17 protein-coding genes are annotated in these 21,429 nt (G+C 42.8%); all 17 read right to left on the bottom strand.

What is annotated here, in order from left to right; genetic code table 11:
• Nucleotides 1–11: 11 nt before the first annotated feature.
• Nucleotides 12–491: an Hcp family type VI secretion system effector gene (locus tag C1S74_RS21830; protein ID WP_038867685.1), complete on the bottom strand. Its 480-nt coding sequence runs from the start codon at nucleotides 489–491 to the stop codon at nucleotides 12–14.
• Between the two features lie 208 nt (nucleotides 492–699).
• The gene (gene tssH, locus C1S74_RS21825) at nucleotides 700–3,267 is read right to left on the bottom strand and encodes a type VI secretion system ATPase TssH (RefSeq protein WP_045399899.1); all 2,568 of its coding nucleotides are present in this window, start codon (nucleotides 3,265–3,267) and stop codon (nucleotides 700–702) included.
• 10 nt (nucleotides 3,268–3,277) lie between these two features.
• Nucleotides 3,278–4,243, bottom strand: coding sequence for a type VI secretion system baseplate subunit TssG (gene tssG, locus C1S74_RS21820; RefSeq protein ID WP_045399897.1), 966 nt, complete (start codon nucleotides 4,241–4,243; stop codon nucleotides 3,278–3,280).
• Nucleotides 4,240–6,063 carry a type VI secretion system baseplate subunit TssF gene (gene tssF, locus C1S74_RS21815; RefSeq protein WP_045399895.1) on the bottom strand — a complete coding sequence of 608 codons (1,824 nt, stop codon included), beginning with the start codon at nucleotides 6,061–6,063 and terminating at the stop codon, nucleotides 4,240–4,242. The genes tssG and tssF overlap by 4 nt, the downstream gene beginning before the upstream one ends.
• Entirely contained in the window at nucleotides 6,060–6,524 is a 465-nt protein-coding gene (gene tssE, locus C1S74_RS21810) for a type VI secretion system baseplate subunit TssE (RefSeq protein WP_045399892.1), read from the bottom strand. The genes tssF and tssE overlap by 4 nt, the downstream gene beginning before the upstream one ends.
• A gap of 8 nt (nucleotides 6,525–6,532) precedes the next feature.
• The gene (locus tag C1S74_RS21805) at nucleotides 6,533–7,330 is read right to left on the bottom strand and encodes a type VI secretion system accessory protein TagJ (protein ID WP_045399889.1); all 798 of its coding nucleotides are present in this window, start codon (nucleotides 7,328–7,330) and stop codon (nucleotides 6,533–6,535) included.
• A 9-nt stretch (nucleotides 7,331–7,339) separates the two neighbouring features.
• Complete coding sequence (gene tssC / locus C1S74_RS21800; protein WP_045399888.1) at nucleotides 7,340–8,851, bottom strand: type VI secretion system contractile sheath large subunit; 1,512 nt, start codon at nucleotides 8,849–8,851, stop codon at nucleotides 7,340–7,342.
• Nucleotides 8,852–8,909: 58 nt separating this feature from the next.
• Nucleotides 8,910–10,403 (bottom strand): type VI secretion system contractile sheath large subunit, encoded by a 1,494-nt coding sequence (gene tssC / locus C1S74_RS21795; RefSeq protein WP_045399885.1) that lies wholly within the window; start codon nucleotides 10,401–10,403, stop codon nucleotides 8,910–8,912.
• Entirely contained in the window at nucleotides 10,403–10,933 is a 531-nt protein-coding gene (tssB, locus tag C1S74_RS21790) for a type VI secretion system contractile sheath small subunit (protein ID WP_045399883.1), read from the bottom strand. Before tssB ends, tssC (C1S74_RS21795) begins: the two co-directional genes overlap by 1 nt.
• A 15-nt stretch (nucleotides 10,934–10,948) precedes the next feature.
• The gene (gene tssA / locus C1S74_RS21785) at nucleotides 10,949–12,061 is read right to left on the bottom strand and encodes a type VI secretion system protein TssA (RefSeq protein ID WP_045399880.1); all 1,113 of its coding nucleotides are present in this window, start codon (nucleotides 12,059–12,061) and stop codon (nucleotides 10,949–10,951) included.
• Nucleotides 12,054–12,848, bottom strand: coding sequence for a PP2C family protein-serine/threonine phosphatase (locus C1S74_RS21780; protein WP_045399878.1), 795 nt, complete (start codon nucleotides 12,846–12,848; stop codon nucleotides 12,054–12,056). The genes tssA and C1S74_RS21780 overlap by 8 nt, the downstream gene beginning before the upstream one ends.
• Nucleotides 12,849–12,856: 8 nt before the next feature.
• Nucleotides 12,857–13,552, bottom strand: coding sequence for a type VI secretion system-associated protein TagF (gene tagF, locus C1S74_RS21775; protein ID WP_045399876.1), 696 nt, complete (start codon nucleotides 13,550–13,552; stop codon nucleotides 12,857–12,859).
• Nucleotides 13,534–17,052, bottom strand: coding sequence for a type VI secretion system membrane subunit TssM (tssM, locus tag C1S74_RS21770; protein WP_045399874.1), 3,519 nt, complete (start codon nucleotides 17,050–17,052; stop codon nucleotides 13,534–13,536). Before tssM ends, tagF begins: the two co-directional genes overlap by 19 nt.
• 14 nt (nucleotides 17,053–17,066) lie before the next feature.
• Nucleotides 17,067–18,356 (bottom strand): type VI secretion system protein TssL, long form, encoded by a 1,290-nt coding sequence (gene tssL, locus C1S74_RS21765; RefSeq protein ID WP_045399871.1) that lies wholly within the window; start codon nucleotides 18,354–18,356, stop codon nucleotides 17,067–17,069.
• A gap of 14 nt (nucleotides 18,357–18,370) precedes the next feature.
• Complete coding sequence (gene tssK, locus C1S74_RS21760; RefSeq protein WP_082037726.1) at nucleotides 18,371–19,696, bottom strand: type VI secretion system baseplate subunit TssK; 1,326 nt, start codon at nucleotides 19,694–19,696, stop codon at nucleotides 18,371–18,373.
• A 16-nt stretch (nucleotides 19,697–19,712) separates the two neighbouring features.
• A complete protein-coding gene (gene tssJ, locus C1S74_RS21755; RefSeq protein WP_045399867.1) occupies nucleotides 19,713–20,168 on the bottom strand; it encodes a type VI secretion system lipoprotein TssJ in 456 nt (151 codons plus the stop codon).
• Between the two features lie 9 nt (nucleotides 20,169–20,177).
• Nucleotides 20,178–21,356 carry a type VI secretion system-associated FHA domain protein TagH gene (gene tagH / locus C1S74_RS21750; protein WP_045399864.1) on the bottom strand — a complete coding sequence of 393 codons (1,179 nt, stop codon included), beginning with the start codon at nucleotides 21,354–21,356 and terminating at the stop codon, nucleotides 20,178–20,180.
• Nucleotides 21,357–21,429: the final 73 nt, after the last annotated feature.

Raw genomic sequence — 21,429 nt, 5'->3', positions numbered from 1 at the left:
CCGCAAATTAATTACATTTGTTGACCTTTAACGCCGCTGTAGCCGTATACGAGCGGTGCTGATGTATTGTTCTTATCATCAGTAGGTGTCACAGTCATCATCATTTCAGTGTATGAAATAGTGATGGTTTCAATAGGACGATCATCCTGAATTGAAACAGAATAATTAGAAATCATTGCATCAGTCAGTTCGATTTTCATGATTTCTTCTACTTTTTCACCCTGCTTAGTAATATGGAATACCGCAGGTTTACCTTTACCAATTGTTGCTTCTTTAAATAGATCTGGTGAAGAACGATCTTGCAATTTAGTAATGGTCAAATCGTACAAGCGAGTTGCACTTGCTTCACGATCCATTGCTGTACCAGTGAATGATGAAATTTCACGACCAACACTCCAATCTACAGATAGTAGTGTAATTAGATCCTTGTACTGCTCAGCAGTTGCTTCACCTTTAATATCTGCATATTTAAGATACGTGTTAGACTGCATGCTAATCTCCTATAGCATTAATAATTGACATATTGCGTAGTTATTTAATCACCAAATCGTTATTGATAATTAATGACTTATGTATCAAAAACTTTATTTTAAATACGCTCTTTTATATCGTTTAATTACAATTAAATTAAGCACTATTTTCTTAAAAATAAAGTTAATATGAAGCGAGTCTCAATTTATTTTCACATTGAAACCACTGTTAAATAAGTGAGACGTGAAGCGATTTAATTTCACCTTCGACATTAATCTCTTCGAATGTCTTACCAATAAGAATAGCATTCAGAATTTCATGTGAAATTTTTGGCAATAACGTATTTTCAATGGTGGTTTGAACGACTCGAGCACCACTACCTGACTCATCGCTATTATCAACAATATCACTTATTAATGAATCACTAAATTTTAATTTCGCGTCATAGCTTTTTTGAATTCTGTCGGATATTTTATGTAATTTAAGAATAGTAATATTACGTAATACTTCTTTATTTAATGGAAGATATGGAAGTACATTTACTCGCCCAAGAAACGCGGGTTTAAAATCAATGAGTAAGTCATCTCGTAATGCTTCTTTTAAAGCACTAGGCTCTGGTGCCAACTCAGGATCTTCGTAAAGAGACATGGTCGTCTCTGTTCCCGTATTGGCAGTCATGATGATGATGGTATTTTTAAAATCAATGTCTCTCCCTTCACCATCTTTGATAATACCCTTATCGAAAACCTGATAGAAAATGTCTTGTACACCAGGGTGAGCCTTTTCCATCTCATCCAACAAAATCACGCTATAAGGTTTGCGCCTTACCGCTTCTGTCAGGACACCTCCCTCACCATAACCGACATAGCCAGGAGGGGAGCCTAACAATAGAGAAACTTTATGTTCTTCCTTAAATTCAGACATATTGATTGTGGTGACATTATCTTCACTACCATACACTTTCTCCGCGATTGCGAGTGCAGACTCCGTTTTACCAACCCCACTAGGCCCCGTAAGCAAAAATACGCCATTGGGTTTTGATTCGTCGGTTAGTTGCGCACTTGCTGTTTTAATCACTTCGGACATGGTTTCTAGTGCATGGTCTTGCCCTACGACGCGATGACTCAATGTCTCTTTTAGTGTAAGAACGGCTTTAATTTCATCATCTTGAAGCTTTCCTAACGGTATGCCTGTCCAGTCTGAAATCACTTCTCCAATAAGTACTTCGCTCACATGTGAGAACACGAGCGGCTTAGGGTTTTGGCTTAAGTTTTCTTCAATATCGTTCAAGCGCTGCTTGTCTGCGCCGCCTCCTTCGAGTTGAATTTTTTGACGGATAATTTTTACTTCTTCAACCCACTGCTTTTCTGTTTCCCATGTTGCTTCTAACTCTAGTATCTGCCCTTGAAGCTCATCAATTTTCTCACGGGTATCGTTGATTTCTCGACTGTTCTCCGAGCCAAATAAAGATTCCTTCGACAACTGCTCAAGCTCCAGTTCCTTTATTTGAAGTGCTTTTCGTTTGCTATCCAACGATCCTGGCGTGGCAGCTTGGCTTAAAGCAACGCGAGAGCATGCCGTATCAAGCACTGAGACCGCCTTGTCTGGCAATTGACGTCCGTTTATGTAACGCGCGGAGAGCTGAACAGCAGCCTCTAAGGCTTTGCTTGTAATATAAACTCCGTGGTGATTCGCCATAACATCCAGCAATCCTCTCAGCATTGCAATTGCCGTTTCCGGCATCGGCTCGTCTATCTTTACCACTTGAAAACGTCGAGTAAGTGCCGCATCTTTTTCAAAATATTTCTTATATTCAGCCCAAGTAGTCGCGGCTATTGTTCTGAGCTCGCCTCGGGCTAATGCTGGCTTCAAAATATTTGCGGCATCACCTTGGCCTGCTTGCCCCCCGCCACCAATTAAACTATGTGCTTCATCAATGAAAAGTATGATTGGCGTTTCGGATTGGTTTACCTCTTTTATGACGTTCTTTAGTCGATTTTCAAACTCACCTTTCATGCCAGCGCCAGCTTGAAGCAATGCCATGTCTAAGGATTTTATCGAAACACCAGCTAATGCTGGGGGAACATCACCATCGATGATCTTTTGTGCAAGACCTTCAACCACCGCGGTTTTCCCCACACCAGCTTCACCGGTTAAAATTGGGTTGTTTTGTCTGCGGCGTAGCAAGATATCGGTCATCAAGCGGATCTCGTCATCGCGTCCGACAACAGGGTCGATTTTCCCTAGTTTTGCTTGCTCCGTAAGATCCACAGTAAATTGGCTAAGTGCCGTGTTTTTACCCTGACTATGGCCGTCAGTTGTGGCATGTTGGCGGGATTCACCTTCACAGACATTCAGCAATACATTCACATTAACCTTCGCTAACTCAGCGCTAGGTTGGTTCATCATCGCTATCAACGTGTCATCGGTTAAGTAAGCTCTTAATAAATGCACGCAATTTAATTGCTCTTGATTGAATTCTATCGTCGCAATCATCATCGCATTTTGCATGATGGTTACCGTATGCGCAGACAAACCAGGAACCGAATCGCAACCTGTTTTGTATTTCTCTAGCTGTCCGAGTAACTGTGTCTCAACTTGGCTTACATCAACATTTTGATTTCGGAAAATATCACTGAATATGCCAGATGGATGCTGAATAATACTGACTAACCAGTGTGTCATTTCAATGCTATGATGAGTGCGCGAACTTGCCATTGCAGCGGCCTGCTCTAATGTTTCTCTTGCATGTGGAGAGAGCCGTTCAACCAACGCTGATAGTGATAATGAAGCCATTTTGATTCCTTTAAATGGTAATTGTTATTCTGCAGTCTTTTGTGCGCTTGTGCTTCGTCAATACTGAGCCAATACCTAATTGACCTTGCTGTTTTGAGATACAAACTTGAGGAAGGTGTTTGTGCTGGGTTGTCAGCTTCCATTTAACTCGTTTATGCTTCCCGAGAAAATCGTGTGTTAGGGACTTTATCGTTCCCATACAAGCGGTGTTAGGTAAAAGGTGTTTTACTTGTTCCGCCGTATTAGGGAATAGTTCAATCGTGATGCCTGCATTGATATTCCAGGCTTTTGCCCCAACCGACGCGCCATGACTAAGTTGAGCAAATTGACCTTCTGGCATACTTTTGGAAACCAGTCGAGTTTGATCCTCTGCCGAAAGATGTAACCATTGCCCCTGAAATTCATGTAGACGAACATTACATCCAGCTAGACTCTCCAACATCCCTTTAAGTGCGCTTTTGCTTCGATTAGGTGAAGCAAAAATGCCAGAAAAATGATTGGCGAGCTCCTTAGTTTGTCCCGTAACAGACTCAATTATGCTCCCAAAAGGAGAGCGCCTCCCTTCAGAATGAGCCCCAACCTGTGAAGCAAGTTGACTCAATTGCCAGCTACGATAGTAAAGAGAAAGTAACCGGTGATTAAAAATGTCATAGAAGTCTACCATCGCGCTGTCGCCCTCTTTTTTACGACTCAGGGCAAGCTCGCTGTAATGTTGAGGCAAAACGCCTTGTTCACCCGTTAAACCAATCAAGTTTGTTTCCAAACACAACTTGTCATTACGTTGCGTTTTAACTGCACACAACTGGGCGTTCTCATAGCCTAATGAAGGGTTAACGTTTATCGATACCTTTTCGTCTTTAGGTAGCGCATCGGTTCCTAACTGCGCCTCTGCTCGAAGCACTTCTTGTTCAATTAAGTGCAAAGCTTCAAACAACGAACGCTGTTTCAATTGACGATAAAACTCATCTGCCTTCATAACAGAACCTTCTCGCCCGTCAGTGCTGGCCATTGATAAAAGCGCTTGCCTGTTGACTTCAGCTTCACTTCTAGCTGAGTAAAAATATTCACCTCGGCATACTGTGAGAAATAGACAGAAAGCACGCACCCCAAAAGGAATATTTGTTCCTTAAGCAAGATCTGGTCTGACACCGTAAGGATCAATTTAACCCCATGTGCAAAACCCATTTTCCCTTGCTCACTCACTCTCCCAGCGACTTTTTCAAACTCCAATTTTACGAGCGAATCGATAAGTGCTTTCGTTTCCGCCGTGCCAGAAAATGCATATAAGTTAAGGGTTTGTTTGAGCACGGAAAGCCCATCGTCTTGCGTGAAATGATTGAGCGTCAGTAGCTTGGTTAGTTGCCAACGAGTACTCTCATCCATTTCAGGCCTAATGGTTTCAGATAAAGAAACTAAACAACGTACAGATTCAAAGTTATCATGGACGTCTGGTAACGATACTTCTGGCAGTCCGCCGCCAAACGGAAGCTTTTGGGGTAAATTACGGTTACAGCACTCCGCTTGTACGTACATAAGCCAATTTTCTCGGCTCTCAGGACTAAAAATCTGGTGTTTCTTATCCACAAAAGACATATAAGTCTCTCGACCTGGCTCATCATAACCACCAGCCCAGTTTTTATCTTCTCGCCTCATTAGCCAATAAATCTCGTTGCTACCCATATAGTGCGTATGCTCACCAGCGTAATAACAAGGCAAGTTATCGTAAGTCTTATTCCAATTTCTCAATGTCACATTCGTAATAGAAACAACTTCATTACTTTCCGCTTCTTGGTACTGGGGAGATAAATGGTAATCGTACTCTGAGGGGAGCAAGCGTTTGGGCTCCATAATACTGTGAAATAGATTAATTACTGGTGTACAGCCCAGCATGAGGCTTTCTCTATCGACTTGTTTTGGTAACCAGTCATCTGTTGAATCAAAGAAAAAGCAAAGATCTATCGTTTCGCCTAAATCATGCTTTTCAAGCCCTAGATCCACCAACTCGAAAAACATGAACTTTTCTGGGAAGTGCAAGTATTCGACGAGCATTCTTGAAGCAGAGAAACTTCTTTTCCCATAGGGAACCACATTATCTGAGTCGGAAAAACCTACTGATTTCAGATGCCTTTGCGTATATGATGCGACTTCCTTCCCTTGCACTGTAATTGACAATCCTACAAGGCTTTGGAATAACATCTGATACAACTTCTGCGTGAGTTGAGGTTGACCATTTAAGTAAAACCTCAAGCTATCTATCTCCATCGGACTGATAGCACTTTCACCATCATTGGCACAGAGTTGAACGCTAAGCATGGCGCTTGCGGTACTCTCCCATCGAGAACCCGTCGGCTTCACTGGTGCATTTTCAAAGAAGCATTCGCCGACGTTTATTGGGTACATGCGCGTTTCGTAACACGTTCGAAATTCACACTCTTTAAACTTTGGTGCACTGATGACAACTCTTTCACTGGGTGCTACATCAAAATGTGCATTGGTAGAATCCGAGCAAGTCATTTTTACAATCGACATAGAAGGAATTGGCGCGTGAAAATCTGGATATAGCTGCCCCATAAGTGATTCCGTAAATTGAGGATAACTGTTGTCCAAACTCTGCCGAATTCTGGCAGTCAAAAAGGCACACCCCTCTAGAAGTCGCTCCACATGAGGATCTTCTACTTGTTCTTCACTTATTCTTAGACGAGATGCGATTTTTGGGTACTGCTCGCCAAACTCTTGCCCTTTGTGACGTAAATAAGCTAACTCGCGATTGTAGTACTTTAAGAACTCTTCACTCATTTTGTTCTACTCAACTTCATACCTAAACTCACAGGTTCAACTTCTGAGTTAAACGTTACTTCATGGGTATTGTTCCCAATGAGACAGGTGGCAGTGATTTTTAGTCTAAGAGTCCGGTCTGTCGCGTTTTTTTCATCTAAAATAGTAACGAAAGGCGACTCCAAACGTGGTTCAAACTCTTTTATCGCGTCACAGACAATCCCACAAAGCTGACTTTGCCCCTCTTGACTGCTGTAAGGCATAGAGGAAAAATCAGGCAGGCCATAATTTAAAATGGAATACCGAACTTCTAAAAGGTCATCAGGAAGTTCACGCCAACCAATTCGACTGTTCAGCATGGCTTCAACATCCCTCAGTAAGTTATTAAGTAATGATTGGGAACTTACTGGAAAATCTTTCTCATCACGGACGGAAGGATCTGAATCGATGAGTTTGTCCAGTAATGACGCTTCTAAAGCCATTTCTACCTCTATGCCATCAAAATACTTTCTTCAAGCTGCTTCAAATCGAAAATAGGCAGCGCCGCTTCACCCACTAGCCAACACTTTTGTCCCAATCCAATGAATAGTTCTTGATCTCCAAGCTGCTGCCAATCTGTTTCTCGACCTAGTTTCTGAGCATCCGTTTGCGAACCAATGTAAGTGAGCGGCATATGCCCTTCTCCTTCACCTAATCCTTCGATATCAAATTCAACCGGACGCCAAATTTGCTCCAGCAGTGAGGAAGGTTCTTTAACTTCAAAGAGCTTTATGTTGGCAATTGGTACTAGGAAATAATTACCCGCAGTTGAAAAGAGTTCTATGTAACCGCCCAATTGGTCGTCTATGTCGCGAACGTCATCATAAATTGCACTGCCTTGAGTGTATGACTTTTTAACTCGTTGCTGTTCTAACTCGTTCGCTAAGTTGTAGGCATCAATAAACTCTGCGTTCTTTAGAGATAAATTAAACTCGACAAGCAACTTATTCGTTGTTTGATTGCCACCAACAAATTGAGCCGTTGCCGCTCCCAAAGAAAAATCTTTGCGAGCTTGCGCAGCCTTAACAAGATGACGTAATTGACTCGCTCCTGAAAGATACTCTGGGAACAGTTTTATCGCTTGTATTAACTGCTCGTCGGCTCGTTCAAAATTCCCATCAATACAAAGAAGCTCAATGAATGAACTACGGAGAGCAGCGTCTTTGGGAGAAGCTTTAATATTCTCTATAAGTACTTCTAACGCTTCGGTTAGTTTGCCTTCTGCTAATGCTTTTTTCCATTGTGTCATTCTTATTCCTTACACCACCTGTTCTGGTGATAACTCCGTTATTAGTTTGATTGCCGATACCATTTGATCGAGTTGAAAGTGAGGGCGTAAATAGATGACCGAATAGTAGTTCCCTGGCGCATCACGCTTTTCTTTGACAGAAATGCTCGCCTCATTCAGTGGATATTTCGCTCTGAGTTCATCAGAGGCTTCATCAGAGGCCGTCGTATATTGGTGTAACCAATGTTGAAAATCGCGCTGTATAGCAAACGAATCTTGATAACTACCGATTTTGTCTCTTCCCATCACTTTGATGTAGTGAGCAATTCGCGATACACATAAGGTGTATTGCAGCATTGAAGAGAGTTTTGCGTTCACGGTTATATGTTCTTCTGCGTACAACTTTGGTTGATAGAGAGACACATTTGATGTCATGCCGACCATGTCAGTTTCTGGCACAGGAGTTAGTGACATAAACCCATTGTCAGCTAGCATCTGTTCTCGCGCCTCTGATAGCTTAAGATTTAATGGACTTCTATCACGTGAGTTTTTTCCATTAAATTGGGTACGAACTCGCGTTGGGGCGAGGATCAGCCCTTGAGTATAATCACCTTGTTTTATGCCCCTCATATGAGTGAACCAACCATGTTCTTGATACGTTCGAATCGCAATCGCACCAAAACTATACGCCGCACTGCCCCACAAGAGCTGTGTTTGTGAGTCATCTATCTGTTCTTCAAATTGAAAACTTTCAGCTCGTGAGCCATCTCTTTCATAAGGCAGACGAAAAAGGACATTGGGTGCCGTAATGCCAATAAACTTGGCATCTTCAGACTCTCGTAACCGTCGCCATTTTTCATATTCCGTTTGTTCAAACTGTGTCGAGATATCGCTGATCGCCGAAAGTTCTGAAAAACGATTCACACCAAAGACACCTGGCGTAGCAGACAATATGAATGGGCTAAAAGCGGCCGCGGCCGATTGCGAAATCTTACTCAACACCGATAAATCACGATCGAAGTGGTTGGTGAACGGATCATGTCGAAGCTCGTAATCTCCAATAACCAGCCCAAATGGCTCGCCGCCTGGCGTTCCATACTCGTTTTGATACAGCAGTTTAAACAACGCAGATTGATCAAATTCAATGGCTTTCAATGCATCTTTACTGACTTCATCCCAAGTTGTAGAAAGCAGTTTAACCTTTACGTCTTCTGATGGTTGCCCATCAACTTGATTACATAGATAGCGAAGTCCGATCCAACTGCGTTCTAGCTTTTGAAAAGTGTCATGATGGATAATCTCATTGAGTTGCCTTTCCAGCAGATCATCAATCTCATCAATGGTGCTCATCAAGCTATGTCGAAAGCTTTCCATGCTTGAGCTTTGCGTTCCTTCCAACCATATTTTTGCCGAGTATATTGAATCCATTGACTCAACAAAATTTGTCACCCAGTGGCTATCGAGTTCCGCACACCCGAGAGTACTGAACTCGTGTTTCAATTCACTTGGGTCTAAGAAATTCAATGCTGTACTTTTGCTCATGTATCAAGCCTAATCCGTTGGAAAGAGTGGTTGGCCATTACAACCAACCACAACATACTTAACCACCCGATTGCGGTATTTTTGCCACTAAACGAAGTGACGTGGTGAGCTCTTCCATTTGTAGCCAAGGTTTCAACCAAGCCACCGCATTGTAAGAACCTGGCGCACCCGGAATTTCTTTGACTTGGACGCGAGCATCAGCAAGTGGGTATTTTGCTCTGATCTCTTGACCACCGCCTTCAGAAGCATTGACGTAACTTAAAATCCAACGGTTTAGCCACGATTCCACGTCCTCTGCTTCCATGAAGCTACCAATTTTGTCGCGAGCCATTACTTTTAAGTAATGAGCGAAGCGAGACGTCGCCATCATGTAAGGTAAACGTGCAGAAATAGCCGCATTAGCAGTCGCATCTGGCGAGTCGTGATTTGCAGGCTTTTGGCAAGTTTGAGCGCCAAAGAACACAGCATAATTAGTATTTTTGTAATGACATAAAGGAAGGAAACCAAGCTTGCCTAACTCCGCTTCACGTCGATCTGTAATACCAATTTCAGTTGGGCATTTCATATCAGGGTCACCGTCATCACTCATAAAGAAATGCGTTGGTAGGTTATCTACTCGACCGCCACCTTCAGCACCTCGAATAGCCGTACAGAAACCATATTTAGAAAATGCATCAGTGAGCTTCGCACCAAGCACATAAGAGGAATTCATCCAGCAATAGTCATTGTGGTCAGCGTTTACTGCAATGCCAGATACAGCATCAACATCAAACTCTTCAAAACCAAACTCTTCGACTGGAGACGTCGCTTGACCGTATGGTAAACGAGCCAACACTTTAGGCATGGTAAGACTGACAAATCGCGAATCCGCACTCTCGCGGAACGAACGCCATTGTGCGTATTCTAAAGACTCAAATACTTTGTCTAAATCGCGAGGTTTTGAAAGCTCAGTCCACTCATCAAAGCCAAACAGCGCTGGCGAAGCTGCGGATAAGAACGGTGAGAAACCAGATGCTGCAACGTTTGACATTAAACGCAATGACTCAATATCTTCCGGGTGATTGGTAAACTCATAATCGCCAATCAACGCACCATATGGCTCACCACCAGCACTACCAAATTCAGATTCATAAACCTTCTTGAAGATTTGGCTTTGGTCGAACTCAACCGCTTTACTTAGGTCTTTATGAAGTTCTTTCTTGGTAATGCTTATCATGCGGACCTTTAATGTAGAACTCGTGTCAGAGTTCATGACTAGGTAATTAAGACCACGCCAAGAGCCCTCTAGCTTCTGCAACTCCGGGTGATGCATGACCTCAGACAGTTGCTCTGAGATTTGCTGATCCAGCAAGTTGATGGCTTCACGGAAGGTCACCGTTAAGTTTTTATTCCAAGAAACGGTGCCTTTCATCGCTTCTTCTGCCAGCGTTTTTATCAACTCTTCTGCACGAGATGATTCTGTTTGTTTTGTCGCACCAATCGCTTGCTCCAAAAACGAAGACGCTTGTTTATCAACCGTTGGGTCTAATTGCTTTTCAACTTGTGTGCTCATTATCTTGCTCCTTCTGGACTATCTGAAGAGGCAGATTCACCAAGTTTGAGCTCACCCGCTAATTTGGTTAAGTTCTCAGTGTTGTTCAACACATCTTCTAAAATGTTTTCTAATTCCTCAGAACGGTCAACTTTCGTCATCAAGTCACGGAGTTTGTTGCGTGTTTCCATTAACTGACGTAGTGGGGCTACTTGATTTACAATCGCTGCAGGCTCGAAATCTTGCATGGATTTGAAGCATAAATCGACCTCGAATTGTGAGTCGTCCTTCGCCAATCTATTCGCGACTTTGAACTTGACTGATGGATTCATCTTTTTAAGTACATCATCAAAGTTATCACGATCAATTTGAATGAAACGACGGTCTTTAAGTGGCTTCAAGGCTTCTGTATTTTGGCCTGCAAAGTCACCCATTACGCCAACAACAAAAGGAAGCTCTTTTTTTAGCGTTGTCCCTTCGGTTTCAACATCATAAGTAATGTGAACACGAGGCTTCCTCACTCGTGATAGTTTCGAGTGGATACTCGTCATACCGTTCTCCCTTTCTTAATTTTCATTTTGTTCTGCTATGCCAACTAAACGGAAATAGCTTTTCTTTGCATCCCCGTCGGATATCAATTCCGCCAGTAACTCTGGCAGAGGCATTCCACACCAACGAATAATCTGTTCGATGGAGTAAGAAACTGGTGAATGTGGTTCACTTTCTCTAAAAAAATCAGCGACCTGTTGCAACTGCTCAATGGCTTGTTCGCGAGACTGCATATTAGCTGCAAGAAGCCCAAACTGTTGATGAGAAAATGGGAATTCTTGCTCTTCAACCTCAACACTATTTTCATCCGACTCGACCACTGCTTTAGGCGTCTTATATCGGTTCCCTAACAAATGCTTTAATGCCGAGTGTATTGAATCTAGTTTTTTCGAGATATAAGAACTCGGCGTGACATCACTAACGGCTTCATCAAGCTTTTCACTAAACTTATTGAAAGCACTCATCGCGAACTCCAGATCGTCAATTAACTGATCGTAAAATTCATCTGATGTGGTTTTAACGGTTTCAACGATTTTCGACATTTCAACCGCACCTTGTTCAACTTTCGAACGGCGTTTGTCTTCATCTAAACGCTCTAACTCAACCGCTTGTTGGTACTCCCAAAATGCATAGGCTTGCTCTACGCCCATATCCGTTAATGGGACCGACGCAATTGGAAAGATTAACGTCCCTTCACTATCAATACCGTTTAGGCCAATGATTGAGGAAATACGTGTTTCAATGCCATCTTCATCCGGCATCGGATACAGTCCATCCCAATATGTATCGATAAAAGCCGTGGCAAGCTGGTATCCAATACCCAATCCACGAAAACCATAAATTCGAGTTAAGGCTTCAATAAGCCAAGCGACGAATTCTAGGTCCTTAGATTGTGAGGCAAGTACGATCGGGACCTCATCAATAAATACGCGCCAAAGGTTGGTATGAGTGAGGATACTTTCTTCTTCGATGATGGCGTTGCGTTCCGCATTGCGTGCCGCCATTCTGTGGTCTTTTAAACGATAATACGCTGACTGAGGGGACACATCTTCTCGAGGGTCAATTCCTGTCGGCTTCTCGTCTGAGATAGGCTGAATGGCATTGTCGTACCAATCAAACGTATTACTCATGCACTTTTCCTCTTAAGAATACTGGGATGGTTGCATCTTCTTGGCGTGGAAATTCAATTTCATTTTCGGCTTTACATGCTTTCACCAACGCACACGTGACATTGTCACTCGCACCACGAACCAGCGCTGAGTGCATTAGGGCCAAACCAGCTTGATTAACAGAGTCCGCGTACAACGTCTTGTGCATCTCTTCGTTAGTGAGCTCTTTTGATAAGCCATCACTGCATAATAGGAACTGATCGCCATCGGCGAGTTGCCCAGCGACTTGGTCAATAGTGACTTCTTCATCTACACCTATTGCGCGAGTTATGACATTAGCCAGCGGATGAGACTCTGCATCTTCGAACGCGAGGAGACCTTGTTCCACCAAATCCATCACTTGGCTATGGTCGCGTGTTCGTTGTGAAAAGGTATTCGCTCTTAATTGATAGATACGGCTATCTCCAACCCACAAACAATGGTAATAGCCGTCTTGCAAGAACAGCAGAACAAGTGTCGTTCCCATTGTTTTGCCCTCTAGTTGGGCTTGAGCGTAATCGTAAATTTCTCGGTTTGCTTGTTGAACCACATGTCTTAGTTCATCAATACCGAAGACACCTGAATCTTTGACATAACGAGCAATACGATCGACCAACATCTGACTGGCAATATCTCCAGCACTATGTCCTCCCATCCCATCAGCAACGACCCAAACGCCGCAGTCTGCCATATCAAGCAACGCATCTTCGTTATATGGTCTCACCTTTCCCGGGTGCGTTTTGGCAAAGGTAAAATAATTCCAGTTCATCTTCACTCCTACCAATTCCACTTTCGCCACTGACCGTCTAACATTGCTGAGAACTGTCCTATCGACGGCAGCCCTGAACTCACGAACATGCAAGGTTCAACGTTGCTCGAGCCCTCTGTCCACCAAAAGCAAGGGGCTTTGTTTTCTTTCTTCACTAAGAAACTCAGTAGTGCGTTGGCCGACAACGCTTCGGATAGGGAAAATACCGTTGAGAGTTCACTGTTGTACGTCTCAGATACAAGCAACTCTTCGACGTGAGATTTTGACAAAATATCGCTAGGCCGATTCAAATTTTGAGTCCACTCATCAAACACAAAAGCGTCGTCAAGAACGGCTAATGCCAAATCTTGGCTCTCCTGCTCCCAAGCTCTAATCGCCCAATATTGCGTAGCATCACCTTTGACGGGGCGCGCAATGGTAAAAAAGAAGTAACGCCCAGAGGCATCAACGCTTGGTATCATGCTACCAATGTAAGTCGCATCCTCCATATAGCTTGCATCTAAAGCAAAGTGCCACACTGGCGCGGTTAGAAAGTAGTCTCCCCAACCTTCACCAAGCTGCTCTCGACTGACGGCAATAATGGCTTGTTGCCAATCATGCCAACGGCTTGTAAATGATTGAGATAGCCCTTGTTTGACAAAGTCACCCTTCGCCGGCATTTTTCCGATATAGCCCCAACTTGGACTTATAAGGTCTGCGGACATCGGAACCTCTCCATCTCATTAGACCAAAACGGGTTGATAGCACTGGTTGGGATCAGCTCTAATTGAACTTTGTTTCCTTTTAAATCAATCATCACGATGTTGTCTTTTCTTGATTCAGGTCTCGCTTTAAGCGACTGATCTAGAAGCTTAAAGATGCCCCATTCCCCTTCAAAGGTATGAGCGATCTCTCGGTTAGATTCTGGTGGAGTAAACACAATCCGAGTTTGATCCTGTCCAACTGGCCAACGTAACGCTTTCGCTCTTGCAGGACCGTGTTTATAAACTAGATCTTGATTACCTAACTCAAGAACAAAACGCGTAATATGTTGATCGAGATAAACTGGCTTCATTCCAAAATCAACCCGTAATGAATTGTCAGATTCAAAGAAAGTTTGTCTAATTCGCTTTGCTCTCTGGAAGACAGCCAATGTTTCCTGACGAACGCCAATCTCTTTCTCAAATGTCCAACGTCTAGAGGAAGTATCGACAAAAGGTTCTAGATATTCATTAAAGAACGAATCCAATGTTCCTCCATAGCCAAAGAAACGCTTGAAGTCTTTTAGCCTTACTTCTTTTGGTGCGTTAGGTACAAATGGATAACGACCCGCGATTGAACTGCGATAAGGTTTGACCACTTGCGTTAACCAGAGTTGATTGAGGTGATCTTTAGAACCACTTTCCGCGAACTTCACCGACTCCTGAGACAGCTCTCCTAGCCACTGGTTAAACGGTTTAGGCAACAATTCTTGTGCTCTTTCAAACGATGCCGCTACATCTTGTGTCACGGTGCCATCCAAGATACTCTTGTATGCCACTTTTTGATTGTTCCCAGAGCTCGATAAATCTGACAAGTAAGAACGTAAATTAATCATAGCTTGTTGAATATCGTCGTAATCCTGCTCACCTAAACGCAATACTGCTGTAAAATGTTGTTCTACTTGCTTACCTGGTAACGTAATATTGAATGCATTGTCTTCTGGTAAATACATGTCTAACTTATCCGCAGTATTTGAGAATTTAACTTTTGCTACGTTACCCGCGACTTCAGAGGCTGCTTTTTGATTCTCAGACAACACGACTTTTGTCAGTCCAACTTCCTTCTGAATTGCGCGTAATAGTGATTCAATTGGCCTTTCTACGCCCGCTAAGGTTCTCGCTTGCTCAGACGCAAATTCTAGGTTTGGTGCTTGTTTTAATTGAATGTCTTCAATCAAATTCTTCCATTCATTGACATAATCTTGGTAGTAGCGACTTTGCACCCCTTCAATAGCACTCGCATGGTCAATCTCGTGCGCTTGTAAGTCATCACCGTAAACCCAGTTTTCTTCCATCAAACCTTTAACCGTGCGGTTGATTTGAATTTGAAAAATACTGTGGAAACCATTGTAGGTATAGAAGCCTGAAATCCCCTGTGACAGAGGTTTGCCACTTATACGCTCAAATTGCTCAAGTCCTTTGGGGCCAAGAACATCGGTTAGTCGAAATGACGGTACATGACTCTTTGCAAACTGCATCTTCATTCTTTGGTATGCACGCTCAGGCAGAGACATCTCGGTTAATATATCCCTAGCGTTTGCGACAGCATCTTCATTAAAAGTAAGACCTCGTTCATTACCTTCCAATAGATGCTGCGTATGAACCAAAAGCCGCCCTCTTAAGGCCTCATTAAGCACTCCAGGATATTGACGTTCGAAATAAAAACGAAACCACGCTAGTACTTCATCTTGCTGATATTTATCCGGGTTAAACAGCATCAAGTAAGTTTTTAAGGTTTCATACAAGTACTGTCGATGTGCTTGATTGCTCTCCATCTCCTCGATAAGGCTAGTGGTAATCATAGGCGCATAATGTTGTGCTAATGCAGCGGTGTAGGCGCTATTCGCCGCTTGAGAAACTTTGTCCCCTTGATAAAGGCCAAATTTTTTAATCGCGTCCGTTTCTCCGTATTGACTCTGCTTACCTAGAGGCAATGTCATAATACGATCTAGCGTTTCTACAGCGCTGATAATATCTGATTCAAAATCCAAACTGTCCGCGCCAATCATCGCGTTAATATGGTCGGACTGACGATTGGTATTCGCAATTAACCCCATATTCCATTGATAACTCATTACCCATGCACCAGTCGCTCCAACCAACGTAATGGCACAGCCAATATAAACACCTTTATGCAGCCAACTTGATTGCCTCTGATAGTGACGATTAACCGTTCCTAGCAGCTGCTCTTTGAAAATCACACGATCAAACAGACTCTTAACAAAGAAGCTGTTAGACCCAGTATTGTGTGAAGTTAGCGGCAGCTTTCCTAATCCCAGACCGCTCGTTGACTCACTCATCAATCGATTTATTGGTGCGCCTTCTTGGACAGAGCTGACCATGAAAACACCTCGAATTAATGCAGGTTCTTCAAAACTGTTTTGTGCAAACACTTCAGATAGAAATTCATCTAAATTGGCTTGCAACACTCGTAGCTGTTTGGGGAACTCAAATATCAATGCTCGCTTATCTAGATCATCTTCAGTTTCCAAAATACGCAGCATGCGTGCGTCAAGGCGCTCTAGCATATGGTGGAACTCTCGGTTGAACAGAGAAATAACGCCGCGTTCATCATCGCACTCTTGTGGAAACATAAAGCCAAACAAATCTTCACGTTCTTCTTTACTTAAATCCGCAAAGTACTCGTTAAAGCCAGAAACAAGATCCATTTTGGTAAGCAACACATAAATCGGGAACTTCATACCAAGTTGGTTTTTAAGCTCTTGTAAACGAGATTTGATTGCCCTGGCATGTAAGCTTCGTTCTGTTCGAGTTTGAGACATAACACTTGCCAAACTTACCGTCACAATCGCTCCATTGATTGGCCTTTGCGTTCGGTACTTTTTCAGCAGGCCTAGAAAACCATGCCATGCTTTGGAGTCCACTTTTTCTTGACTATCTTGGGTGGTGTAACGGCCTGCGGTATCAATCAACACGGCTTTGTTCGCGAACCACCAATCGCAGTGCCTTGTTCCACCGACACCAGCGACCGAATCGGAACCTGTCGAGCCTGCTAACGGGAACTCCAATCCAGATTGTTTCAAAATCGTGGTTTTACCCGTACCAGGGGGCCCGATAAGTACGTACCAAGGTAAGTCATATAAGCTGCGCTTGCCTTTATGTGTCTTTGTGACAATTTTGATCGCTTGCTCTATGCGATCACGCATCAAGTTAATTTCAGTTGCCGCTTCTTTGTCTGATTGGCTATCAAGCTCAAGCAAATTCTGGATGCTTTCGTCTTCTTTCACTTTCTGCTTGTGTTGCTTGGTAAGATTGAAGATCCCCCAAGCAAAGACCAAAATAAGAATCGTAACTAGGCGTTGAAAATCCGTTTTTAGAGGTTCATAACCTGCAACAGTAATCAACGGGCCAACCGCCCAAATAAAGATGGAACAGGCCGCAACACCGATAAGACCGATAAACCAACGCTGAGTGAATATTCTTCCTACTTCTCGGATACTCATGTCTCTCACTTTCCCTAGTTTGCGACAATCAAGTCAATTTCGATACGACGGTTCAATGCTCGATTGTCAGCATCGGTGTTTTCTACCACAGGTCTCGCATCACCCAACCCTTCCGGTAACACTCTTCCTTCCAGCGCACTGTTTACAACAAGTTGGTCAGACATCGCCGTGGCTCTAGCCAAAGATAGGTGCCAGTTAGAAGGGTATTTACTGGTAAATATGGGCTTATCATCGGTATGACCCGTGACAAGAATTTTTCCTTCTGTCGCTTCAAGGGTTCGAGCTATCTTAGATACAACAGGGAGAATATAAGCCACAACCTCTGCGCTTCCTGATTCAAATAGGTCTTGTGCTTTTAAGGATATTCTTACGCGATCTGGTAAAGCTTCTACCGTGACTAAACCTTTGCTCATTTCCGTCGCTAGATACATAGAGATGCGATCAGCTACTGGTTGAACTTTCGGCTCTAATTGTGGTGACGCTACTTTTACGTCCGGTTGAATCAAGTTAACCAAGTGGGTAAAAGTTTGATTTGATGCCTTATTCAAGTCATAGCTAAGGTACATAAAAGCACAAACCAAGATCGCAGATGTAACAGAGCATACGACCCACAAAGGTGCTCGCTCCGACATTTGAGACCCAGTAACAATTCGCTTATCAATATTGACACTCATGTCTTGGGTAATTCCACGACCATGGGACTTAAGAATACCCATGACTTGCTTTCTAAGGCGGCGATGAGCTTCTAACCCGTTCTTCTCTAAACGGTATTGTCCGACAAAGCCAAGCGATAAGCAGACATACATCAACTCAAGTAAATCTAGGTGAGACTCTGGCTGAGACATCGCTTGTTCAAGGTGTTTAAAAAAAGCTTCACCACCTTGGCTACTCGAATAAAATGAACTCAATAAAGAATCATGACTCCATGTAGATTGGCTTCCCCAATGAGTATTCAACACTGCCTCATCAATGGAGCAACACAAACAGTACCGGGCGGTGTCTATGGTTTCTAAGCCAACATTGTGTTGGCGTAGACGATTTTCATAGTCTCTCAATTTTTGTGCGAGCGTCTCCTTAAGGAACAGAACGTCTGAATGTGATGCTGTTGCCCGAACCTGCCCAATCATTGATAAAATGCCATTTGCTTCAGCCAAAATAGGGTTAAGGCCAAACGCAACAATCGAGTCGTTATTCACGATTTCAGGACTTTTAGAAATCACAACCGTGCTATCTGCTGATTTTACTTCTGTTTGTTTCGGAGTTGATCGCCCACCCGGCGTTGGTTTGATGATTGTTTGTTCCATAATGACACAACCTATTATTGGCTAATGCTCCAAAGTTCAATTTCAGCATTTGGGAAATGACCAGAGAGTTGCAGTGCTATACCACCACTTTCTCGAAGTCTTATCCAGAAAGGTCCTTTTTTCACAACCTCAAAGTACACATAGCCTGTTTGATACGGTATTTGTCTCGGAACCACACTTAAAGGTGCGACATTGATACCATTGATCTGGTTGTTGATTAGGTCGCGTATTTGTTCCGCAGGCCCTAATTTAAGTTGAGCTGGAACTAGGCGTCTTATTTCGTCTGTCGTGGTATCAGCCTTAATCGCTAGAACAAACTGGCAAGACTCCAACAAACGTTTATCAGGTAGAGGGGTAACTTGAATTCCATATTGACGAATTTCGAGAGGTAACTTATTCGCGGTTTGATCTAAAACCACACTTAGATACTGGCTTAGTATCTGGTTTATCTCATGGAACACACTAGAAAGATCAAAATGATCGTACTTTTTCAGTGCAGGGACTCGTTTGCTCTTACTAGAAAATGTCGATAATTCACCGATATACCCGTGAAGCAACGCCACCAAATCCAAAGGGTGCGCGTGCTCTAGGTTGGAAAAGTGACGCAAAGTGACTTCATAGCGATTCAGCATTTGCAACATAATAAAGTCAACCGCAGAAGCAGAGGCTGCCTTACCCTGAATCAAACGTTGAGAAACAACGTCTGCACGAATCTTTGTCATCGCCAGCACATTGCGTAAACACGTTGTGATAGCAAAACTATTCAAAAGGTTGATATGAGGCGGGATGTAATCCTCATCAAGAATGACTTCCCCTTCATCTGTTACTTCTTTGATTCTTAGAATCGGTAATTCAATAAACCCAGGTTGCTTCTCGTTACTTGCTGTTAGTGCGAGATTGATTGCGGTTACTTGAATGCACTCCTCGTCTTGCCCAGTTAAAGCATCGACAATTTCTAAGTCTTTCAAAAGATAGCGAGAAACCAAAGCTTCACTTTGATCGGATACCAGTCGGTCTTTCAGGCTAGACGCTGGAACAATGATTTTTATCAACGTTTGATTGGTGCCTTTCTCAACAAATAAAGGAGTTAGGCCGTCGTCACCTTTTTTCCATTGAAGTAAAGTCATATCTGGCAGAATTGCGTCGACTTTCTCAATATCAACATACCCCTCTTTCAAAGCGGTAGTACTGATTAAGCTTGTTGAGAGGCCCCAGTTATAAGCATGCTGTAAGTTAACTAACCCTTTATATTCGTAGGAAGTAGCTCGTTCACTTTGCTGGAAATGTTGAGGACGCAAAAACATCCCCTCACACCAAGCAGTACGGGAAAATTGTGTCATTGAATAGTCACCAAGGTTATTTCACGAACAAAGACAGATCTTCTAATTGGATTTGGTAAGTGTTGTAACCTGTCTTGTCGACTTGGATTACTTGTCTCCAATTCGAGTTTTCGATATCGCGAAACGCAGCAACCAATCCTAGGTATTCAGTTTGAGGGGACATGCTGGCTTGGTAGATTTCTTTTTGACCTGGCGTTAGTGATATCTCAAATTTATTGACTAAATCTGGACCAAGTACTTTGTCGTAACTTTCGTATATTGAGAAGAAGTCCTGGCTTTCAAATACGGTCGGAGACGTTAGTTCGAAAATGTAAATAACGACGGGCGATGGCCTTCCGTTAGAATCTGGATTTATATTGTGATTTGCGGTTATTTCTAAATCAGCATAAGGAGCAACCACTAAGTTTGCTGCTGAACAACCAACAAGTACTGTCATTAATATCAGCAATGTTATTTCTTTAATTAATTTCATAATTTAACCTTAACTGTCACGTCTTAGAGCATTTTCATAATGCTTAGCAAAGTCATCCAAATAGAATGGACTTTCTTTATTAACTACATCATCAGCTAATTGGTTATAGATAGCTTCAAATCTTTTCCAGCTTTGAGAATATTTCCTTGCTGGCATTACTTTATTCAAAAAACTATCATTGGAAAGTGACTCAGAATAAATGGAAGACGGTTCGACTAACGACATAACACTTATTACCGTTCCATTTACGCCTTGCATCAATGCTTTTTCATGGTTTTCAACGTCATTAAACGCCTCTTTTATAGCTAAATCAGGTCGCATAAAACTCGCGGTTTTTCGGTTGTAAAGGTTGTGTATAGCGTCTTCCAAATTAGCTGAAAACTTAAGAGGGTTATTCTCAGACTTTCTAAATGCGGTGTGGTTTAAACGGTTACTTTGTTTGAATTCAGCACGGTGATGTAACGTCTCCATTAATCCCGTTAACATTAAGGAAAAAGACTCCCCTAACTGTTGGAACCATAACTCACGCTGCTCATCAGGAACCATATTAGGGCTGATGCCTAAACCACGAATAAACGCTTCAACATCTTTATTTGAACTTGTTTTTTGATGTGCTTTTATCGGCTCTTCGACTGCAAAATGCGGCAACTCTTGCTCTTGCTGGGTTTGTATAGATGGCTCAACAAAATCATCCATCAAACCGATATCCAACTGAAATTCTGAAGAAGCACTGTCTTTTAGAAGCTCAGAGGCACTTAAGCCAAAATCATCCTGGTTGATAAAGTCATCGCTTGTGTGCGGTTCTGAGACGAGTGTTGACTCAACAGGTTGTTCTGGCGACTCAGCCAACTGCCTTTGTTGAATGGTTACCTGAATTTGATAGTCGCCGAGTGTCACAACATCATCCTGACTAAGCGTAACTTCATTACCTTGCCCAATTGGACTCACTGAGTTGTTCACAAATGTTCCATTGGTAGACAAATCTTTGATCAAGTACTTATCACCAAACTTGATAAGCTCACCATGTTTGCCTGAAATCACTCTTTCGGGATCTGGAAGTATCCAGTCACACTGTTCAGAACGACCAAAAGAAACTTTTTCATGTTCGCCTTTTGCATCAAAAATGAACTCACTTTCTATCTCAGGGGTGAACTTGTGAAAACTCGTTATGGTTAAAACCAAAGTCATGTATACCTCGCCAAAGGAGCTGCTTAATTTTATGTTTCATTCTTTCTAGTTAGGCATTTATTTATTAACAGTT

The sequence above is a fragment of the Vibrio hyugaensis genome (genome assembly GCF_002906655.1).
Lineage (GTDB): Bacteria > Pseudomonadota > Gammaproteobacteria > Enterobacterales > Vibrionaceae > Vibrio > Vibrio hyugaensis.
The sequence above is the reverse complement of the archived record's forward strand: the minus strand, read 5'-3'. Positions and strand labels throughout refer to the sequence as shown.

Excerpts from the sequence above, each read along its gene's own strand:
- C1S74_RS21830 (WP_038867685.1), bottom strand. The coding sequence starts at position 491 with ATGCAGTCTAACACGTATCTTAAATATGCAGATATTAAAGGTGAAGCA.
- tssH (WP_045399899.1), bottom strand. The coding sequence starts at position 3,267 with ATGGCTTCATTATCACTATCAGCGTTGGTTGAACGGCTCTCTCCACAT.
- tssG (WP_045399897.1), bottom strand. The coding sequence starts at position 4,243 with ATGAAGGCAGATGAGTTTTATCGTCAATTGAAACAGCGTTCGTTGTTT.
- tssF (WP_045399895.1), bottom strand. The coding sequence starts at position 6,063 with ATGAGTGAAGAGTTCTTAAAGTACTACAATCGCGAGTTAGCTTATTTA.
- tssE (WP_045399892.1), bottom strand. The coding sequence starts at position 6,524 with ATGGCTTTAGAAGCGTCATTACTGGACAAACTCATCGATTCAGATCCT.
- C1S74_RS21805 (WP_045399889.1), bottom strand. The coding sequence starts at position 7,330 with ATGACACAATGGAAAAAAGCATTAGCAGAAGGCAAACTAACCGAAGCG.
- tssC (WP_045399888.1), bottom strand. The coding sequence starts at position 8,851 with ATGAGCAAAAGTACAGCATTGAATTTCTTAGACCCAAGTGAATTGAAA.
- tssC (WP_045399885.1), bottom strand. The coding sequence starts at position 10,403 with ATGAGCACACAAGTTGAAAAGCAATTAGACCCAACGGTTGATAAACAA.
- tssB (WP_045399883.1), bottom strand. The coding sequence starts at position 10,933 with ATGACGAGTATCCACTCGAAACTATCACGAGTGAGGAAGCCTCGTGTT.
- tssA (WP_045399880.1), bottom strand. The coding sequence starts at position 12,061 with ATGAGTAATACGTTTGATTGGTACGACAATGCCATTCAGCCTATCTCA.
- C1S74_RS21780 (WP_045399878.1), bottom strand. The coding sequence starts at position 12,848 with ATGAACTGGAATTATTTTACCTTTGCCAAAACGCACCCGGGAAAGGTG.
- tagF (WP_045399876.1), bottom strand. The coding sequence starts at position 13,552 with ATGTCCGCAGACCTTATAAGTCCAAGTTGGGGCTATATCGGAAAAATG.
- tssM (WP_045399874.1), bottom strand. The coding sequence starts at position 17,052 with ATGAGTATCCGAGAAGTAGGAAGAATATTCACTCAGCGTTGGTTTATC.
- tssL (WP_045399871.1), bottom strand. The coding sequence starts at position 18,356 with ATGGAACAAACAATCATCAAACCAACGCCGGGTGGGCGATCAACTCCG.
- tssK (WP_082037726.1), bottom strand. The coding sequence starts at position 19,696 with ATGACACAATTTTCCCGTACTGCTTGGTGTGAGGGGATGTTTTTGCGT.
- tssJ (WP_045399867.1), bottom strand. The coding sequence starts at position 20,168 with ATGAAATTAATTAAAGAAATAACATTGCTGATATTAATGACAGTACTT.
- tagH (WP_045399864.1), bottom strand. The coding sequence starts at position 21,356 with ATGACTTTGGTTTTAACCATAACGAGTTTTCACAAGTTCACCCCTGAG.